This is a genomic window from Sphingomonas mangrovi (assembly GCF_047975845.1).
Classification (GTDB): Bacteria; Pseudomonadota; Alphaproteobacteria; order Sphingomonadales; family Sphingomonadaceae; genus Sphingomonas.
In genome coordinates, this window is the sequence record NZ_JBIUCZ010000020.1 from 18,732 (window position 1) to 36,750 (window position 18,019).

At 72.0% G+C, this 18,019-nt stretch carries 15 protein-coding genes; 9 read left to right on the forward strand and 6 right to left on the reverse strand.

The genetic code is table 11. The features are described from left to right. Positions 1 to 9 precede the first annotated feature (9 nt). From ACBY01_RS10830 to ACBY01_RS10845, 4 genes are read left to right on the forward strand one after another with little or no spacing between them, the layout of a single operon-like run. A complete protein-coding gene (locus tag ACBY01_RS10830) occupies positions 10 to 966 on the forward strand; it encodes an AAA family ATPase (RefSeq protein ID WP_416460848.1) in 957 nt (318 codons plus the stop codon). After that, positions 963 to 2,234, forward strand: coding sequence for a DUF58 domain-containing protein (locus tag ACBY01_RS10835; RefSeq protein WP_416460849.1), 1,272 nt, complete (start codon positions 963 to 965; stop codon positions 2,232 to 2,234). Before ACBY01_RS10830 ends, ACBY01_RS10835 begins: the two co-directional genes overlap by 4 nt. Continuing rightward, positions 2,231 to 3,226, forward strand: a complete 996-nt coding sequence (locus ACBY01_RS10840; protein WP_416460850.1) for a stage II sporulation protein M — start codon at positions 2,231 to 2,233, stop codon at positions 3,224 to 3,226. The genes ACBY01_RS10835 and ACBY01_RS10840 overlap by 4 nt, the downstream gene beginning before the upstream one ends. Continuing rightward, positions 3,219 to 4,109 carry an RDD family protein gene (locus ACBY01_RS10845; RefSeq protein WP_416460851.1) on the forward strand — a complete coding sequence of 297 codons (891 nt, stop codon included), beginning with the start codon at positions 3,219 to 3,221 and terminating at the stop codon, positions 4,107 to 4,109. The genes ACBY01_RS10840 and ACBY01_RS10845 overlap by 8 nt, the downstream gene beginning before the upstream one ends. 9 nt (positions 4,110 to 4,118) lie before the next feature. On the opposite strand, the gene ACBY01_RS10850 is transcribed toward ACBY01_RS10845, so the two are convergent. The 4 genes from ACBY01_RS10850 to ACBY01_RS10865 form a co-directional block, all read right to left on the reverse strand. Beyond that, positions 4,119 to 5,495 carry a cryptochrome/photolyase family protein gene (locus tag ACBY01_RS10850; protein WP_416460852.1) on the reverse strand — a complete coding sequence of 459 codons (1,377 nt, stop codon included), beginning with the start codon at positions 5,493 to 5,495 and terminating at the stop codon, positions 4,119 to 4,121. A gap of 25 nt (positions 5,496 to 5,520) precedes the next feature. Continuing rightward, entirely contained in the window at positions 5,521 to 6,387 is an 867-nt protein-coding gene (locus ACBY01_RS10855; RefSeq protein WP_416460853.1) for a type 1 glutamine amidotransferase, read from the reverse strand. A 180-nt stretch (positions 6,388 to 6,567) separates the two neighbouring features. Then, positions 6,568 to 7,632: an alcohol dehydrogenase AdhP gene (gene adhP / locus ACBY01_RS10860; protein WP_416460854.1), complete on the reverse strand. Its 1,065-nt coding sequence runs from the start codon at positions 7,630 to 7,632 to the stop codon at positions 6,568 to 6,570. 23 nt (positions 7,633 to 7,655) lie between these two features. Beyond that, positions 7,656 to 9,047, reverse strand: a complete 1,392-nt coding sequence (locus ACBY01_RS10865; protein WP_416460855.1) for an NAD-dependent succinate-semialdehyde dehydrogenase — start codon at positions 9,045 to 9,047, stop codon at positions 7,656 to 7,658. Between the two features lie 228 nt (positions 9,048 to 9,275). Between ACBY01_RS10865 and ACBY01_RS10870 the strand changes: the two genes are divergently transcribed. The 3 genes from ACBY01_RS10870 (at position 9,276) to ACBY01_RS10880 (ending at position 12,002) form a co-directional block, all read left to right on the forward strand. Continuing rightward, complete coding sequence (locus ACBY01_RS10870; protein ID WP_416460856.1) at positions 9,276 to 10,880, forward strand: PAS domain-containing sensor histidine kinase; 1,605 nt, start codon at positions 9,276 to 9,278, stop codon at positions 10,878 to 10,880. Next, positions 10,870 to 11,535: a response regulator transcription factor gene (locus ACBY01_RS10875; RefSeq protein WP_416460857.1), complete on the forward strand. Its 666-nt coding sequence runs from the start codon at positions 10,870 to 10,872 to the stop codon at positions 11,533 to 11,535. The genes ACBY01_RS10870 and ACBY01_RS10875 overlap by 11 nt, the downstream gene beginning before the upstream one ends. A 68-nt stretch (positions 11,536 to 11,603) precedes the next feature. Then, on the forward strand, positions 11,604 to 12,002 hold the full coding sequence (locus tag ACBY01_RS10880) for a response regulator (protein ID WP_416460858.1): 399 nt from the start codon (positions 11,604 to 11,606) through the stop codon (positions 12,000 to 12,002). A gap of 20 nt (positions 12,003 to 12,022) precedes the next feature. Here the strand turns inward: ACBY01_RS10880 and ACBY01_RS10885 are convergent, their stop codons facing one another. Next, positions 12,023 to 12,733: an NAD(P)H-dependent oxidoreductase gene (locus tag ACBY01_RS10885; protein WP_416460860.1), complete on the reverse strand. Its 711-nt coding sequence runs from the start codon at positions 12,731 to 12,733 to the stop codon at positions 12,023 to 12,025. Between the two features lie 119 nt (positions 12,734 to 12,852). Here ACBY01_RS10885 and ACBY01_RS10890 point away from each other — a divergent pair, with 119 nt between their 5' ends. Both ACBY01_RS10890 and ACBY01_RS10895 read left to right on the forward strand, forming a co-directional pair. Next, the gene (locus tag ACBY01_RS10890; protein WP_416460861.1) at positions 12,853 to 13,653 is read left to right on the forward strand and encodes a universal stress protein; all 801 of its coding nucleotides are present in this window, start codon (positions 12,853 to 12,855) and stop codon (positions 13,651 to 13,653) included. 10 nt (positions 13,654 to 13,663) lie between these two features. Next, on the forward strand, positions 13,664 to 14,695 hold the full coding sequence (locus ACBY01_RS10895; RefSeq protein ID WP_416460862.1) for a L,D-transpeptidase: 1,032 nt from the start codon (positions 13,664 to 13,666) through the stop codon (positions 14,693 to 14,695). Positions 14,696 to 14,805: 110 nt separating this feature from the next. Here ACBY01_RS10895 and ACBY01_RS10900 read toward each other — a convergent pair whose 3' ends face one another. Continuing rightward, positions 14,806 to 18,018, reverse strand: coding sequence for an alpha-L-rhamnosidase (locus ACBY01_RS10900; protein ID WP_416460863.1), 3,213 nt, complete (start codon positions 18,016 to 18,018; stop codon positions 14,806 to 14,808). Between the last annotated feature and the right edge of the window lies 1 nt (position 18,019).

Consider the following 18,019-nt stretch of genomic DNA (forward strand, 5'->3'; position numbering starts at 1 on the left):
AGCACTGGCATGACGCTCGACGAGGTCCGGTCGCTCGGACAGGCGATCGACCGCGAGATCGCGAAGGCCGTCGTGGACCAGGCGCCGGTGGTGCGCTTCCTGGCGATCGCGCTGTTCTCCGCCGGACACGTACTGCTCGAAGGGCCGCCGGGCACCGCCAAGACGCTGCTGGCGCAGAGCTTCGCGCGCTCGCTGAGCCTCGACTTCGGCCGCATCCAGTTCACCCCCGACCTGATGCCCGGCGACATCATCGGTGCGAACCTGTTCAACTTCCAGACCTCCAGCTTCGCGCTGACGAAGGGGCCGGTGTTCTGCGAGCTGCTGCTGGCCGACGAGATCAACCGCACCCCGCCCAAGACCCAGGCGGCGCTGCTGGAAGCGATGCAAGAGCGCACGATCACCAGCGACGGCCGCACCGAGCGGCTGTCCGATCGCTTCACCGTGATCGCGACGCAGAACCCGATCGAGCAGCAGGGCGTCTATCCGTTGCCCGAGGCGCAGCTCGACCGGTTCCTGTTCAAGCTGTCGATCGGCTGGCCGTCGGAGGAAGCCGAGCGGGCGATCGTCGCGCAGTACGGCAACCGCACCGGCACCGCGCGGCCCGAGGATTCGGGCGTGCAGCCGGTCGCCGGCGCCGCCGAGATCGCCGCCGCCGTCGCCGCGGTGTCCGAGGTGCGGCTGGTCGACCCGGTGATCGACTATATTGTCCGCCTGGTGCGGGCGACCCGCGAGCATCCAGACCTCGCCAGCGGCGCTTCGCCGCGCGCCGCCTCGGCAATGGCGTCGGCGGCACGCGCGGCGGCGGCGCTGGAGGGACGCGACTATGTCATCCCCGACGACGTCAAGCTGCTCGCGCCCGCGCTGCTGCGCCACCGTCTGATCCTGTCGCCCGCCGCCGAGATCGACGGGCGGCGGATCGACGACGTCGTCGCCGGGCTGATCGACACGACCGAGGCGCCGCGTTGATCTATCCGACCCAGCGGGCGGTGTGGCTTGTCGCCGCGGCGGCGCCGGTGGGGCTCGCCATCGGCATCGTCGCGCCGGGCGCCTGGGCGGCCGCGCTCGCCTGGGTGGCGCTGATGCTGCTGCTGGTGCTCGCCGACGCGCTGCTCGCGCCGCCGCTCGGTACCGCCGCGCTGTCGGTCGCGACCCCGGCGGCGGTGCATGTCGGCGAGACGATCGACCTCGCACCCCGGCTGCAACGCGGCGAGCGAGTGCTGCCCGCGACCTTCGCCGCCGAACTCGGCGGGCCGATGGAGCGCGTCGGCCCGCGCACCAGCACGCGCTTCCGCGCGGTGCGGCGCGGGCGGGCGGTGCTGGAGACGCTGTGGGCGCGCCAGGCCGGGCCGATGGGGCTCGCCTGGCGCCAGACGCGACGGCCGGGCGGACAGGCGATCGCGGTGATGCCCGACATCCGCCCCGTCCGCGACGAGGGGATGCGCCAGTATCTCAACAGCCAGCACGTCGGCCTGCGGATGCGGCGCGACAGCGGCGACGGCCAGGAGTTCCAGGTCCTCACCGAGTTCCAGCCGGGCATGGAGCGGCGCTCGATCGACTGGAAGGCCTCGGCCAAGCACGGCGAGCTGCTGGCACGCGAGTACCAGACCGAGCGCGACAATGCGGTGGTGTTCGCGGTCGACGCCGGCCGCGCGATGAGCGATCCGCTGGGCACGGTGCCGCGGGTAGACCGCGCGGTCTCCGCCGCGCTGCTCGCCGCCTTCGTCGCGCTGAAGTCGGGCGACCGGGTGCGGCTGTTCTCGTTCGCGGCGCGGCCGCAGGTCGATTCCGGCACGCTGTCGGGCACGCGCGGCTTCGCGCGGCTGCACCATGCCGCGGCCGACATCGACTATGGCACCGACGAGAGCAACTACACGCTGTCGCTCGTCACGCTCGACGGGCGGCTCGAACGGCGCTCGCTGGTGGTGCTGTTCACCGAATTCACCGATCCGACCAGCGCCGAGCTGATGCTCGCCGCCGCGCAGCGCATGCTCAAGCGCCATCGGCTGCTGTTCGTGCTGTTCCGCGATGCCGAGCTGGAGGCGATCCAGGATGCCAGGCCTGCCGAGGCGGACGATCTGGTCCGCGCCAACGTCGCCCATGCGCTGCTGCGCGAGCGGCGCATCGTGATCGAGCGGCTGCGCCGGATGGGGGTGGACGTGATCGAGGCACCGGCCGAGGCGATGGCGCTGACCCTGGTCGAGCGCTACCTGCGCCACCGCGAGCGCGTGGCATGAGCGCACCGCTGTTCGCCAGCCGCCACTTCCGCGCCGAGCGCGAGGCCGACTGGGCGCGGCTCGAAACGCTGCTCGACCTGGTCGAGACCAAGAGCCCCAAGCGCCTGTCCGAGGACGACCTGATTGAGCTGCCGCGGCTGTACCGCGCGACGCTGTCGGCGCTGTCGGTGGCGCGCGACACCTCGCTCGACGCGTCGCTGGTCGCCTATCTGGAGAGCCTGTCGACCCGCGCCTATTTCGTGCTCTACGGCTGCCGCGCGCCGTGGGGGCGGCAGATCGCCGGCTTCTTCCGACAGGGCCTGCCGCAGGCGGTGCGCGCGCTGTGGCCCGAGATCCTGCTCGCGACGGTGCTGACGATCCTGAGCGCGATCGCCGCCTATGCGCTGGTGCGCGCCCAGCCCGCCTGGTTCGGGGCGATGATCCCGATCGAGCTGGCGAGCGGCCGCGACATGAACGCGACCACCGAGTTCCTGCGATCGTCGCTGTACGACGCACCGGACAAGGCGGGGCTGGAGCTGTTCGCCACCTTCCTGTTCACCCACAATGCGCAGGTGTCGTTCCTGTGCTTCGCGCTGGGGTTCGCGCTCGGCATTCCGACGCTGATCCTCCTCGTCCAGAACGGGACGATGCTGGGCGCGATGTTCGCGGTCTATGCGCCGCACGGGCTGGCCCCCGGGCTATTCGGCTGGCTGATGATCCACGGCTCGACCGAGCTGAGCGCGATCGTGCTCGCCGCCGCCGCCGGGCTGCGCGTCGGCCGGGCGATCGCCTTTCCGGGCGAGCGCGGCCGCATCGCCGCGGTGGGCGCCGCCGGACGCACCGCCGCCACCGCGATGCTGGGCGTGGTGCTGATGCTGCTGGTGGCGGGGCTGCTCGAAGGCTTCGCGCGCCAGTTGGTCACCAGGGACAGCGCGCGCTACGCCATCGCCGGCACGATGTTCGCGCTGTGGCTCGGCTATTTCACCCTCGCCGGGCGAACGCGCCGTGGCTAGGCGCCCGCGCACGCCGCGCAGCCCCCGTCCCGCGCCGTCGCTCGACCGCGCGCTGGTGACGCCCGAGGGGGTGACCCTCAACCTGCGGCTGGGCAGCGCGGGCGCGCGCGCCGGCGCGCTGACGCTCGACCTGCTCATCATGCTGGCGATCCTGATCGGCTTCACGCTGCTGATGGTGCTGGTGGCGCAGGCGACCGGCACCGAAACCGGGCCGCTGATGCTCGCGGTGTGGCTGCTCGGCTTCTTCCTCCTGCGCAACTTCTACTTCGTCGCCTTCGAGGCGGGCGGGCGCGCGGCGACGCCGGGCAAGCGGCTGCAGAAACTGCGCGTCGTCGCGCGCGACGGCGGGCGGCTGACGCCTGCGGCGGTGCTGGCGCGCAACCTGATGCGCGAGATCGAGCTGTTCCTGCCGCTGACCTTCCTGCCCTTCGCCTTTGCGGAAGGGACGATCGACGGCTGGGTCGGCTTCCTCGCCTTCGGCTGGGCGCTGCTGTTCCTGTTCTTCCTGCTGTTCAACCGCGACCGGATGCGCGCCGGCGATCTGGTGGCGGGAACCTGGGTGGTCGAGAACGAGCGGCGCCAGATCGGCATCGAGCTGCTCGACCCCGATGCGCTCGACGGCGACCGCTATCGCTTCACCCCGCAGGAGCTCGCCGCCTATGGCACGTTCGAGCTGCACAAGCTGGAGGAGGTGCTGCGCCGCGACGACCGCCACGACCAGTTCATGGTCGCGCGCGCGATCCGCACCAAGCTCGGCCGCAACCCCGACGAGGGCTACGACCGCGAGTTCCTGGAAGCCTATTACGCGGCGCTGCGGCTGGAGCTGGAACGCAAGCTGCTGTTCGGCCGGCGCAAGAAGGACAAGCACGACCGCGAGGGCTGAGGCGGCCGGCTACCGCCCGCTCGCACTTGCCAACCGGCCGAGCGCCCGTTCGCGCGCGGCGCGATGGCCGATCCGCGGCTCGGGATATTCGGCGGGGGCGACGCCGGCGCCGTGCGGATCGTGGATGTCGGCATCGCTCAGGCCGACGAGTTCGGGAACCCAGCGGCGGATATAGTCGGCCGCGTCGAACTTCTCCGACTGGGCGAGCGGCGCCATGATCCGCCCGAACGGCGACGAATCGATGCCGGTGCCGGCAACCCACTGCCAGTTGACGCTGTTGTTGCCGTAGTCGGCGTCGACCAGACAGTCCCAGAACCAGCGCTCGCCGCGGCGCCAGTCGATCAGCAGATGTTTGACGAGGAAACTGGCGGTCAGCATCCGCACCCGGTTGTGCATCCAGCCGCTGTGCCACAGCTGCCGCATGCCCGCGTCGACGATTGGATAGCCGGTGCGCCCCTTGGTCCACGCGCGGAAGTCCGCATCGGCGGCGGCACCGCTGCGCCAGGCGAGCGCATCCATCTTCGCGCGGCCGTTGCGATCGGCATAGTCGGGCAGCTGGACGATGAGGTTGGAGGTGAAGTCGCGCCACGCGAGTTCGCGCAGGAACGGCTGCGCGCCCGCCCGGCGCTGCACCGCATGCCACACCGCCGCCGGCGAAATCTCGCCCATGTGGAGGTGCGGCGACAGCCGCGAGCTGCCGTCGATCGACGGCAGGTTGCGGTCCTGTTCGTAGCTGCCGATCCGCGCGACGAAGTCCTCCAGGGTGTCGTGCGCCCCCGCCTCGCCCGGCGTCCAGTCGTCGAAGCCGCCGCTCCAGTCGGGGCTGTCGGGCAGCAGCTTCCACGACTGGAGGGCGTCGCCCGGCGGCGCCTTCGCGCCCTCCACCCGGTCGGGCGCCTCGGCCGGCGCGGGGGGCGGCATGCGGTCCTGCAGCGTCCGCCAGAAGGGCGCGAACATGCGATAGCCGGTGCCGGCGCCGCTGCGCACGCACGCCGGGTCGATCAGCAGATAGCCGTCGTGGCGGACCAGCTCGACCTCTTCGGCCAGCGCCTCCTCGGCCGCGCGCCACCAGGGCTCGTAGTGCGCGAGGCAGTGGATGCGCGCCGCCCCCGTCTCGCGCGCAATCGCCGCCAGCGTCGCCGCCGCAGGACCGCGGCGCAGCACCAGCGGAACGCCCAGCGCGGCGAGCGCCTCGCCCAGCGACGCGAGCGAATGGTGGAGCCACCAGCGCTGCGCGGCGCCGATCCGCCAGTCGCCCGGCGCCGCGTCGTCGAGGACGTACACCGCCAGCACCGGACCGTCGGCGGCGGCCGCGGCGAAGGCGGCCTGATCGGCGAGGCGCAGGTCCTGGCGAAACCAGACGATGCTGGGCGACGAACGGGTCATGGGCGGCGGCTCCCGGTTGCGGCGGCTATTCCCGCCCGCGTGCGGCGCGGATCGGGCGCACGCGATGCGCGACGAAGTTGGCGAGCTCGCGCCGGCGCTTGTCGGGATCGGTGACCTGATCGTCGAGGCCGAGCTGCCAGGCGAGGTCGCGGCGATCGGGCGCGCGGTGCAGCGCGTCGATGCGGTCGGCGTGCGCGTCGAGCGCGGCGCGGTCGGCGGCGAAGCCCTGCTCGATCAGCTCGTCGCCCTCGCGCCGCAGCGCGGCGGCGACTTCGCGCAGCGACAGTTCCGGATGATATTGCACGCCCCAGAAGATCCCCTCGCCGCAGCGGATCTCGGCGGCGAGCACCGGCGTCACCGAATTGCCGGCGATGGCGGTCGCACCCTCGGGCAGCCGCTCGACCTGGTCGGAATAGATCGCCGGCACGTCGAACGCCGGCGGGCGGCCGTCGAGCAGCGGATGGTCGGCGGCGCCGGCGCAGGCGGTCACCCGGCGCGCGAACCCGGCCTCGCGCCCGTCGCCCATCGAGCGCACGCTGCCGCCGGCCGCGACCACCGCCAGCTGCAGCCCCGCGCACGATCCGAACGAGGGCGTGCCGCTGTCGAACACGTCGCGCATGAAGTCGACCAGCCGGCGGACCTCCGGCTTGTCGTCGTAGAGGTGGAGCGGCGATCCGGTGAGGAAGATCCCGTCGTAGCCGGCAAGCGCGTCGCGATCGGGGAGCACCTCCCCGTCGTCGGCCGGAAAGATCTGGTCGAGCGTCGCGCCGGGCACGACCGCCCGCAGCGCGTCGAGGTAGGATTCGCCCTGGCTCTGCCCGGCGCTGCGGCGACGCTCCTCGCGCGAGGACGGGGGCGCGCTCTCGGCGACGAGCAGGCGGAGCTGGGACATGGGGAAATCCAGGGTGGGAGGAAGGCGCCGCACCGCCGGACGGCGATGCTCTCCCTGTCCAACGCGACGACCCCCATCGCGTTCCGGGACGCGGCCGCTGCCGGTCCCGAGCCCCTCCCCGGTTCGGCACCGCGCAGGCAGGGGCGGCGCGGCGCTCGGCCGCACCGCCCCCCCCTTGCGTCACGCGGCCGCGCGCTGCGCCTCGACCGCCGGGACGTCGTTCTCGAAGTCGAGGACGATGCGCCCCTCGATCTCGCCGTGGTGCATCTTGGCGAACACGTCGTTGATGTTCTCCAGCCGGTCGGTCTTGATCGTCGCATGGACCTTGCCCTGGCCGGCGAAGTCGAGCGACTCCTGCAGATCGAGCCGCGTGCCGACGATCGAGCCGCGGATGGTGATGCCGTTCAGCACCGTGTCGAAGATCGAGATCGGGAAGTCGCCCGGCGGCAGGCCGTTGAGCGACACGGTGCCGCCGCGCCGGACCATGCCCATCGCCTGGCTGAAGGCGATCGGCGAGACCGCGGTCACCAGCACGCCGTTGGCGCCGCCGACCTCCTTGCGGATGAACGCCGCCGGATCGGTCTCGCGCGCGTTGACGGTCAGCTCGGCGCCCAGCTTCTTCGCCAGCGCGAGCTTGGTGTCGTCGATGTCGACGCCGATGACGTTGAGTCCCATCGCCTTGGCGTACTGCACTGCCATGTGGCCGAGACCGCCGATGCCCGAGATCGCGACCCAGTCGCCCGGCTTGGTGTCGGTGACCTTCAGGCCCTTGTACACCGTCACCCCCGCGCACAGCACCGGCGAAATGTCGACGAAGCTGACGTTGTCGGGCAGGTGGCCGACGTAGTTCGGATCGGCGAGGACATATTCGGCGAAGCTGCCGTTGACCGAATAGCCGGTGTTCTGCTGGCTTTCGCACAGCGTCTCCCACCCGCCCATGCAGTGCACGCAATGGCCGCAGGCGGTGTAGAGCCACGGCACGCCGACGCGGTCGCCCTCCTTCACATGGGTGACGCCGCGGCCGACCGCGACGACATGGCCGACGCCCTCGTGCCCCGGGATGAACGGCGGGTTCGGCTTCACCGGCCAGTCGCCCTCGGCGGCGTGGAGGTCGGTGTGGCAGACGCCGGTGGCGGCGATCTTGACGAGGATCTGGCCGGGCCCGACCTCGGGCACGGCCACCTCCTCGATCACCAGCGGCTTGCCGAATTCGCGGACGACGGCGGCCTTCATGGTCTTTGGCATGACGGGTCTCTCTCCTCGGTTGGTCAGAAGGCGGCGTCGATGTCGACGACATCGATCAGCTTGTGGTTGACGAATTCCTTGATGCCGAGGCCGAGCAGCTCGCGGCCGTAGCCCGAGCGGCGGACGCCGCCGAACGGCAGGTCCGCCTTCACCATCGTCGGATGATTGACGAACACCATGCCGGTCGAGATCTTGCGCGCCAGCTCGGCACCGCGCTTCGTATCCTGGGTGAACACCGATCCGCCGAGACCGAAGGGGGAGTCGTTGGCGATGCGCACCGCATCCTCCTCGTCCTTCGCGCGGAACAGCATCGAGACGGGACCGAAGAACTCCCAGTGGCGCGCGGGATTGTCCTCGCCGATGTCGGTGAGGATGGTCGGGCGGACGAACGCGCCCTGATTGGGCGCCTCCGGCCCCACCTCGGTCGCGGTGGCGCCATGCTCGACGGCCTTGCGGATCATGTCCTTGAGGTCGTCTGCGGCCTTCTGCGACGACAGCGGCGCGAGCGTGGTGTCGGCGTCGAACGGGTCGCCCATGCGCAGCTCGGCGACGCCCTTGGCATAGCTGTCGAGGAACGCGTCGTAGACCTCGTCGACGACGATCATCCGCTTGGACGAGACGCAGACCTGGCCGCCGTTCCAGTGGCGGCCGAACACCGCCCACTTCACCGTCTTGGCGAGGTCGGCGTCCTTGAGCACGACGAACGCGTCGGCGCCGCCCAGCTCCATCGTCGACTTCTTCAGCGCCTTGCCCGCAGTCGCCGCGACCGCCGCGCCGGCGGCTTCCGATCCGGTGAGCGCGACGCCGTGGACGCGCGGATCGTTGAGGATCAGGTCGATCTGGTCGTGGCTGGCGAACAGGTTGAGGAAGGCGCCGTCGGGCAGCCCGGCCTCGGCCATCAGCGTCTCGAACGCCTGCGCGCTCTGCGGCACGTTGGCCGCGTGCTTGAGCAGCATCGTGTTGCCCGCGGACAGCTGCGGCGCGAGGATGCGGGCGATCTGGTAATAGGGGAAGTTCCACGGCTCGATCGCGAGCAGCACGCCCAGCGGATCGCATACCAGCACCGCCTCGCCCTCGGCCGGATCGGCGACGGTCAGCGTCTCGGGCTTGAGCAGCGCCTCGGCATGCTTCGCGTAATATTCGAAGATCGCCGCCGACAGCTCGACCTCCGCCTTCGCCTCGGCCAGCAGCTTGCCCATCTCCAGCGTCAGGATCGGCGCATAGCGGTCGACGTCGCGGCGCAGGATGTCGGCAGCGGCCTGCATCACCCGGGCGCGCTCGGCGAAGCTGGTCTCGCGCCACGAGCGGAAGGTGGCGTCGGCCTTGGCGATGGCGGCGGTGATCTCCGCATCGGTGGCGGTCGGGAAGGTCTTCACGACCTCGCCGGTGTAGGGGTTGGTGGTGGCGAACGGCATCGCAGGCATCCTTCTTCGGCGCGTTCCGCTCGGGCGGGCGCGGTTGATGGCGTGGGGCCATGTGCCGCCCTCCTGACGTGGGTTAAAAGCGGGCGGTATGCGGGTTGTTACGTAGCCGCCGGGCGAGCGGTGGTGCGGCCGGGACGAAGCGACCCCGCCCCCGGGGTTGCGTCCGCGCGCCGGGCGTGGAAGGTGGCCGGGCACGGCACGGAGGCGTGCGAGAGAGCGATGATCGACGAGCGTTCCGGAGCCTGGGACCAGCATCTCGCCCGCTGGCGACGGGGCGCGACGCCGCGCGGCGAGCTCGCGAGCGACCCCGCGCTCCAGGCCCGCGTGCTCGCCGCCGAGCTCAGCCTGCTGGTCGACAGCGCGACCAACTACGCGATCTACATGCTCGATGCCGACGGCGCGGTCGCGATCTGGAACAAGGGTGCCGAGCGCATCAAGGGCTGGACCGAGGACGAGATCCTGGGGCGCCACTGCTCGATCTTCTACCCGCCCGAGGAAGCCGCCGCCGGCAAGTGCACCGAGGACCTCGAACGCGCCGCCGCGCTCGGCCGGATCGAGGAGGAAGGCTGGCGGGTCCGCAAGGACGGTTCGGAGTTCCTCGCCAGCATCGCCATCACCGCCTTCCGCGACGCCGACGGCACGCTCGCCGGCTTCGGCAAGGTGCTGCGCGACATCACCGACGAGCGCGCCGCCGAACAGGCGGCCGAAGCGCGCGAGGCGCAGCTCAGCGCGATCCTCGCCACCGTTCCCGACGCGATGATCGTCATCGACGACCGCGGGCTGATCCAGTCGGCGAGCAGCGGCGCCGAGCGGATGTTCGGCTATTCGGAGGCCGAGCTGATCGGGCGCAACGTCCGCCTGCTGATGCCCTCCCCCGACCGCGAGCGCCACGACGGCTATGTCGCGCGCTATCTGGCGACGGGCGAGCGCCGCATCGTCGGCAGCACCCGGCGCGTGATCGGCCTGCGCAAGGACGGCAGCACCTTTCCGCACGAGCTGGCGGTGGGCGAGGCGTTCGGCGGCGGCCAGCGGCTGTTCACCGGCTTCCTGCGCGACCTGACCGAGCGCGAGGCGACCCAGTCGCGGCTCGACGCGCTGCAGGCCGAGCTGATCCACGTCTCCCGCGTCAGCGCGATGGGGGCGATGGCGTCGACGCTGGCGCACGAGCTCAACCAGCCGATCGCTGCGGTGGCCAACTATGTCGAGGCGAGCCGCGACCTGCTCGCCGACCCGGACGCGGCGCAGGTGGCGACGGTGCGCGAGGCGCTGGGCGATGCCGCGGCGGAGGCGATGCGCGCCGGTCAGATCGTGCGGCGGCTGCGCGACTTCGTCGCCCGCGGCGAAGTCGGCCGCCGGGTCGAAGACCTGCCGAGCGTGATCCGCGAGGCGGTGGCGCTGGGGCTGGTCGGCGCACGCGGCGACGGCGTCGAACTGGCGCTCGACCTCGACCCGCAGGCCGGGGCGGTGCTGATCGATCGCATCCAGATCCAGCAGGTGCTGGTCAACCTGTTCCGCAACGCGGTGGAGGCGACCGCACGAGAACCCAAGCGGCGGCTGGAGGTCACGACCCGGCTGGACGGCAGCGACCGGGTGCGCGTGACGGTGGCGGACAACGGGCCGGGCCTTGCGCCGGAGATCGCCGCCGAGCTGTTCCGCGCGTTCCGCAGCACCAAGCAGGAGGGCATGGGGCTGGGCCTGTCGATCTGCCGTACAATCGTCGAGGCGCATGGCGGCCGGATCTGGGCGGAACCGCGCGACGGCGGTGGCACGCGCTTCGGCTTCACGCTGATGCGCGCCGAACGGGAGGACGAGGGTGCGCGATAGGCGGCGGGTCCATCTGATCGACGACGAGGACGCGATCCGGCGCTCCGCCGGCTTCCTGCTGCGTGCCGCCGGCTTCCACGTCGAGACCTATGCCTCGGGCGTCGAGTTCCTGCGCGCCGCACCCCACATCGAGCCGGGGTGCGTGCTGCTCGACGTGCGCATGCCGGAGATGGACGGGCTGGCGGTGCAGGAACGCATGCGCGAGCGCGGCATCGCCCTGCCGGTGATCGTGCTCACCGGCCACGGCGACGTGTCGATCGCGGTGCGCGCGATGAAGAGCGGCGCGGTCGACTTCCTCGAAAAGCCGTTCGAGAAGGCGGAGCTACTCCGCGCGATCGAGGCCGGGTTCGCGCAGCTCGACCGGCGCGACCACCGGCTGGACGAGGCGCGCGAGGCGGAGGTGCGCGTCGCCGCGCTCACCGCCCGCGAGCGCGACGTGCTCGACGGGCTCGCGCGCGGGCTGCCCAACAAGACGATCGCCTACGACCTCGACATCAGCCCGCGCACCGTCGAGGTGCATCGCGCCAATCTGATGAGCAAGCTGGGCGTCCACAGCCTTTCCGAAGCGCTGCGCATCGCCTTCGCCGCGGGGCTGCCCGACCCCCGCCCGCCGGGCGCGCCGCCCACTGGCGACGCCCCTAGGAGCACTACGTAGCGACAGCGGGCCGCGCCTGCGCCATTCCGTTCCGGTCGATGCGCGGGAGCATCGGCGGCGAGGGACCCATGCCACAGCATCGCAAGCCGGGTGGGAGCGCCCGCCGGAGCCTCGCGCTGGTCGAGGACGATGCGGGCGTCCGCCGCTCGCTCCAGCTGGTCCTGCGCGGCCACGGCTACGACGTGCGCGCCTATGCGCGCGGCGACCAGATGCTTGCCGACCCGCTCGCGCGCCATTGTTCGTGCCTGATCACCGACTACCGGCTTGAGGGGATCGACGGCATCGCCGTGCTGCACGGCCTGCGCGCCTGCGGTTGGCACGCGCCCGCCATCCTGATCACCGGCCACGCCACCGACGCGCTGGCGGAAACGGCGCAGCAGGCGGGCTTCACCGCGGTGCTCGAAAAGCCGTTGCGCAACCACCTGCTCGTCCAGCTGATCGCGCGCAGCGCCGCAGCCGCCGGCTGAGGACGAAGCGCGTCGCCGGATCAGGGCGCGCGTTCCCCCTGCCGCCGCGCGACCGCGTCGCGCGCCTCCTGCGCATGGCTCGCCTGCAGCAGCGCGCTGCAGCTGGTCCGCGCCCGTTCGGCGACGCGCGCAAGGCACTCCGCGGCATAGCCGGGCGCCAGCGGCGTGGTGACCGCATCGAAATGCTCGTGGTCGCAGCGCGACAGGGCGAAGATCGCCTGGAGATAGAGGTCGAAGGCGGCGCGCAGCCCGTGCCACTGCCCCCGCTCCGCCAGCCACGGCAGCGTCGAGGCCGAAGTGGTGAGCAGCAGCAGCGGCTTGCCCGCGAGCACGTCGTCGCGCGCGGGGGCGGCGGCGATGCCCGGCTCGCGCCCCGCCCCCAGCACGCGATCGACATAGCCGGTGACGATCGCCGGCGGCAGCCCGAACCAGATCGGGTAGACGAGCGTGATCGCGCTCGCCCGCGCCACCAGCTCCAGCTCGGCCGCAACATCGGGCGACAGGCGAAAGCCGGGCGTGCCCGGCCGCTCCTCGGCGCGGAGCAGCGGATCGAAGCCCAGCGCATAGAGGTCGCGCAGCACGGCCCGCTGCCCACAGCCCTCGACCGCGTCGCGATAGGCGGCGGCGATCGCGTGGTTGAAGCTGTCGGGCGCGGGGTGACCGAGCACGACCAAATGGTGGAGGTCGCCGGGCCCGGCACGCAGGCCGGCGGCGGTGTCGGTTGCCGTCATTGCTCTCTCCCGTCGGCGCAGCCTAGCGCCGGACAGACGCGGCGCGGCATCCGTAGAGTTCCCGATAGGCCGCCGCCGTGGCGCTCCCTAGCGAGGGCGCAGCCACGGGGGACCCGACCATGAAGACCGTCCTGATGCTCGCCCACGACGACGAAGGGCAGGAAGCGCGCCTGCAGACCGCGCTCGATCTCGCCCGCGCGCTCGGGGGGCATCTCACCTGCCTGGGCGTCGCGGTCGTGTCGCCGATGCCCGGCGACGTCGACGGCATGGTGTCGGGCGTGCTGATGGCGGAGGCGCGCGAACGGGCCGCAGCCACGCGCGCGCGGATCGAGGCGCGGCTGGCGCGTGCCGACGTTCCTTGGGACTGGATCGAGGCGAGCGGCACCCTGGCGGCCTGCGTCAAGGATGCCGCGCGGCTCGCCGACCTGATCGTGGTCAACCGCCGCATCGACAGCGCCCCCTCGACCGACATGGAGGCGGCGGTGGGCGAGCTGATCGTCACCGCGGGCAAGCCGCTGGTCGCGGTGCCGGAGACGGCGCGCGGGTTCGCCGTCGCCGGGCGCGCGCTGGTGGCGTGGGACGGATCGGCGACCGCCGCAGCCGCGGTGCGCGCCGCCGTGCCGCTGCTGTCGCGCGCCGAATCCGTGACGGTGCTGACCGTCGCCCGCGGCACCGCCCCGACCGATGCCGGGGCGGCGGCGACCTATCTGTCGCGCCACGGCATCCGCGCGGAAATCCTCGTCCAGCACGACGACGGCGACGGACCCGCCGCGCTGCTGCTGCGCGAGATTCGCGCGGGCCAGGTCGACTATGTGGTCATGGGCGGCTTCGGCCACCGGCGGATGACCGAGGCGCTGTTCGGCGGCGTCACCCGGCGGATGCTGGCGCGCTGCCCCGTCCCGATCGTGCTGGCGCACTGAGGAGGCGGCCGTGACCGGAACGAAGCCGACTGGATCGGCGCCCGCGATCGCGCGATACCGGCGGGCGATGCTCCGCCCGTCCCTCCTCCCCGCGCTGCTGCTGCTTGCCGCCGCCCTCCCCGCTGCCGCCGCCCCGCAACAGCCCGCCCCGACCGCGCTCAGCGTCGTCGATGCGGTGCAACAGCTCAAGCCCGGCGGCTATCTGTGGGCGCCGCAGATCGCGCCCGCCGGGCCGATGATGGTGGTGGTGAGCCTGAAGCTCCAGCGCGCCTATGTCTATCGCAACGGCGTGATAATCGGCGTGTCGACGGTGTCCTCGGGCGCGAAGGGGCACGAGACGCCGACCGGCGTGTTCACCGTCCTGCAGAAGGCGGTCGACCACAAGTCGAACCTCTACAACGACGCACCGATGCCGTTCATGCAGCGGCTGACCTGGGACGGGATCGCGATGCACGCGGGCAAGCTGCCGGGCTACCCCGCCTCGCACGGCTGCATCCGGCTGCCGCTGGCGTTCGCGCGGCTGCTCTACGGCACCACCAGCCGCGGCATGACGGTGGTGATCACCGACGGCGCGCCGGTGCCGCGCGTCGCGCCGACCCCGCAGCTGCTCACCGCCGGCAAGGGCCCGCGCCCGGCCGCCGCGGCCGAACCGCCGTCGTGGCAGCCGGAGAAGGCGCCCACCGGTCCGCTCTCGATCATCGTCAGCGCCGCCGACCGGCGCGTGGTGGTGCTGCGCAACGGCGTGGAGATCGGCAGCGCGCCCGTCGCGATCCGCGGCGCGATCCCCCGCCCCGCCGCCTATGTCGTCGGCAGCGTCGACGCGGCCGGCGCGCACTGGATCAAGCTCGCGCTTCCCTGGGACCGCAAGACCGACGCCGCTGCCCCCGCCGACAACAAAGACCGCATCGCCGTCGACTCCGCGTTCCGCGACCGCCTCGCGCCGCTGCTGGTGGCGGGGACCACCGTAGTCGTCACCCCCGACAGCCTGAGCAGCGGCAGCACCGGCGCCCCGGTCACGCTGCTGGAGGATTCGGAAGGGTAGGCGAGAGCGCGGCCGAGCTGCGACGTTGCCGGCCCAGCGCGGCAGACGCCTAGCCGGCGCTATTCCGCATTATCCGATGGGTTCGACCGCGGCGGATCTATGCCGCCGCGTCAGCCATAGTCGGCGCGCGATACGGTGAAGTCATAGCGCCCGCCGCCCACGTCGAGCGTGACCTTGTCCCCGGAACGCCGCTCAATGCCGCGAACGCTCGCGAGGGCGCGTCCTCCCTCGCGGACCTGCGTCGGCGACCGTGCGGGCAGGCGGAGCGTGCAGCGCGCATTCGCCGGCACCTGCAGGCGGAGCGTGAAGTCTCCCTCGGGCGTCTGGCGCCATGCCGTCTCGATCCGGCCGACGCGGCTGTCGTAGCGCCCGCCGCCCTGCGGCATCCGCGGATCGTAGACCGGATCGAAGCGGAAGCGGGCGAAGCCCGGCTCGACCGGGTCGATTCCCGCGAGACGACGGAACATGAACCCCGCCACGGCGCCGAGCGCATAATGGTTGAACGAGTTCATCGCGACGTCGCCGACGTCGCCGTTCCAGCGCTCCCAGATCGTGGTCGCGTTCTTGGCGATCATATACCCCCAGGACGGGAAGGCGGTGCGCAGCAACAGGTCGTAGACGAGCGTGGCCCGCCCGGCGTCGGCAAGCACATCGAGACTGTAGGGCGTGCCGAGAAACCCGGTGGAAAGCAGCGTTCCGCGGCGGACGATGTCGGCCACGAGGCGGTCGGCAGCCGCCTGGCGGAGCGCCGGCGGAACGATGCCGAAGTGCAGCGCGAGGATGTAGCCGGTCTGCGAGCCGTTGCCGATGCTGCCGTCGGGACGGACAAAGGCAGCGTTGAAGGCGCGGCCGATCCCGTCCGCCAGCGCGCGATAGCGGTCGGCATCGTCGCGCCGGCCGGTCGCGGCGGCCATGTCGGCCATCGCATCCGCAGTGCCCTTCCACATCGCGGTGGCGACCAGATCCTTGGGCGTGGTCGGATCGCCGGGCTGCTTCGCGTCGAGCGCGAGCCAATCGCCGAAATCGTTTCCGCGCCCGGTGCGCCACAGCAGGCCCGGATTTCCGGCATGGATCGAGTCGAGATAGCGCGCCATCGCCTGCCAGTGCTCGTCGATCACCGCGGTATCGCCATAGCGCCGCCAGCTCGTCCACGGCAGGAAGATGCCGGCGTCGGCCCAGCCCGGCGACGATCCCGGCGGGGTGAAATGGGCGATGTCGCTGTTGGGCGCGATGTCCGGGAAGTCGCCACCGGCGCGCTGCGCGTCGCGCATGTCGCGCAGGAACTTTCGGGTGAAGGCCGCCGCGTCCATGTTGAAGCAGGCCGCGTCCCAGAAGACGTGGGCGTCGCCGGTCCAGCCCAGCCGCTCGTCGCGCTGCGGACAATCGGTGGGGATGCCGAAGAAGTTCGAGCGCTGGCTCCACAATGCGTTCTGCCAGAGCCGCTGCGGAACGTGCTGGCCGAGGGTCAGCTGCCCGGTCTCCGGCAGGGTCGAGTGGAGGACGACGCCTTCGACGTCCCCGGGCGCCAGCGGCTCCCCCAGACCGTCGATCTGGACGTAGCGAAAGCCGTGATAGGTGAAATGCGGCTCGAACCGCTCGACACCCTCGCCGCGCAGGATCCAGGTGTCGGCGGCCCGCGCTGCGCGCAGGTTCGACTGATCGACCCGGCCGTCGGGCAGGAGCAGTTCGGCGAAGCGCAGCGTGATCCGCTGTCCGGCTTTGCCGCGTGCGCGGAGCCGCACCCAGCCGGCGAAGTTCTGGCCGAAATCGACGACGGCGCTGCCCGGCGCGATGGCGGTGAGCTTGACGGGCCGTAGCGTCTGCGCCGCGCCGATCGGCTGCACCGACGCCCCGAGCATCGCGATCAGCGGGGTCTCGATGGCGCGGGCGGGCTCCCAATCCGGCCCCAGCGCAGCGCCGGCAGCGGACCAGCCGGGGCGATCGAGGCGGGCATCGACGTCCTCGCCGTTGTAGATCTCGCTCGCGGTGATCATCGACGGCGCAACCGACCAGCGGTCGTCGGTCGCGATCGTCTCGCGGCGGCCGTCGGCATGCTCGATCTCGAGCTGCGCCCGCAACCGAAGCGGCGGCTTGCCGTAGCTCCAGCGCCCGGTCGGCGCCGTGAAGCTGCCGTACCAGCCGTCGCCGACCATCGCGCCCAGCAGGTTGGCGCCGGGCTTGAGCAGCGCGGTGACGTCATAGGCGCGATACAGCAGGTGTCGGCGATAGTCGGTCCACTCGGGCGCCAGCAGCGCGTCGCCGACCTTCTCGCCGTTGACGAACGGCAGATAGGCGCCGAGCGCGGTGACGTAGAGCCGCGCCGCGCGCGGCGCCTCCCGAAGCGCGAACCCGCGCCGCAACAGGAAGGCGCCGTTGCCGGGCATCGGCGCCTCGCCGCTGCCGGCGATCGGCACCGCCGGCGACCAGGCGCGCTCGTCGACGCGTGCCGCGGCCCAGTCCGCAGGCTTGCCGGCGGCGGTGCGCAGGCGATCGCCCGCGAACCGCAGGATCCGCCCCGACGACAGCGTCGCGCGGACCATCACCGCGGCACGCGGATCGACGTCGTCGGGCCGGTCCGCGGCGACGAACAGCGACAGGACGTGCCGCCCGGCCGCGACCCGGTGCGTGCTACGATAGGTCGGCCGCGGTCCCATCGCGGCGAAATGCTGGACCGGATAGGTCAGCGCGACGCCGTCGAGCATCGCCTCGGGCTTGCGGTTGACGGCGCTATGGACGACCAGCTCGGCGGGTTCGGGCAGGTCCAGCACCAGCCGGAAGCTGCGCCCTGCCCCTGGCTGCGGCTGCGCGCCGGTCATCCACGGCAGGCCGGCGAGCCGGTCGTCGCGGACGATTGCGCTTTCGGCAGCGATCCAGTCGCCCTGCCAGTCCGAGGGCGAGAGCAGACCCATTTCCCAGCGTGCTACCGCGCTGGTCGCCTGCGCGCCCTGGTCGTCCCACACCGTCACCGTCCAGTGGCAGCGCGTACGCGACGCGAGCGGCGGACCGCCAAAGGCGATGTCGACGCTACGCGCGCTTTCGACGCGACCGCTGTCCCAAAGATCGAAGCTGCCGGCCTGCGCCTTGTCGCGGCTGCTCGCGACGCCGATGCGATACGCCTTCTGCTCGGTTCCCCGGCGGTCCGAGACGAGCTGCCAGGAAAGCCGCACCCGCTGCCCGTGCACCGCCGACGGAGAGTCGAGGCCATCCGCCAGCAGCGCCATCACCGCGAGCGGCGTGCCGGCCGCATGCGCGTGCGGCACCACCAGGGCGCCCGCACCGACCGAGCCGATGAACGTGCGCCGCGAGAGGGAAAGCTCAGACATC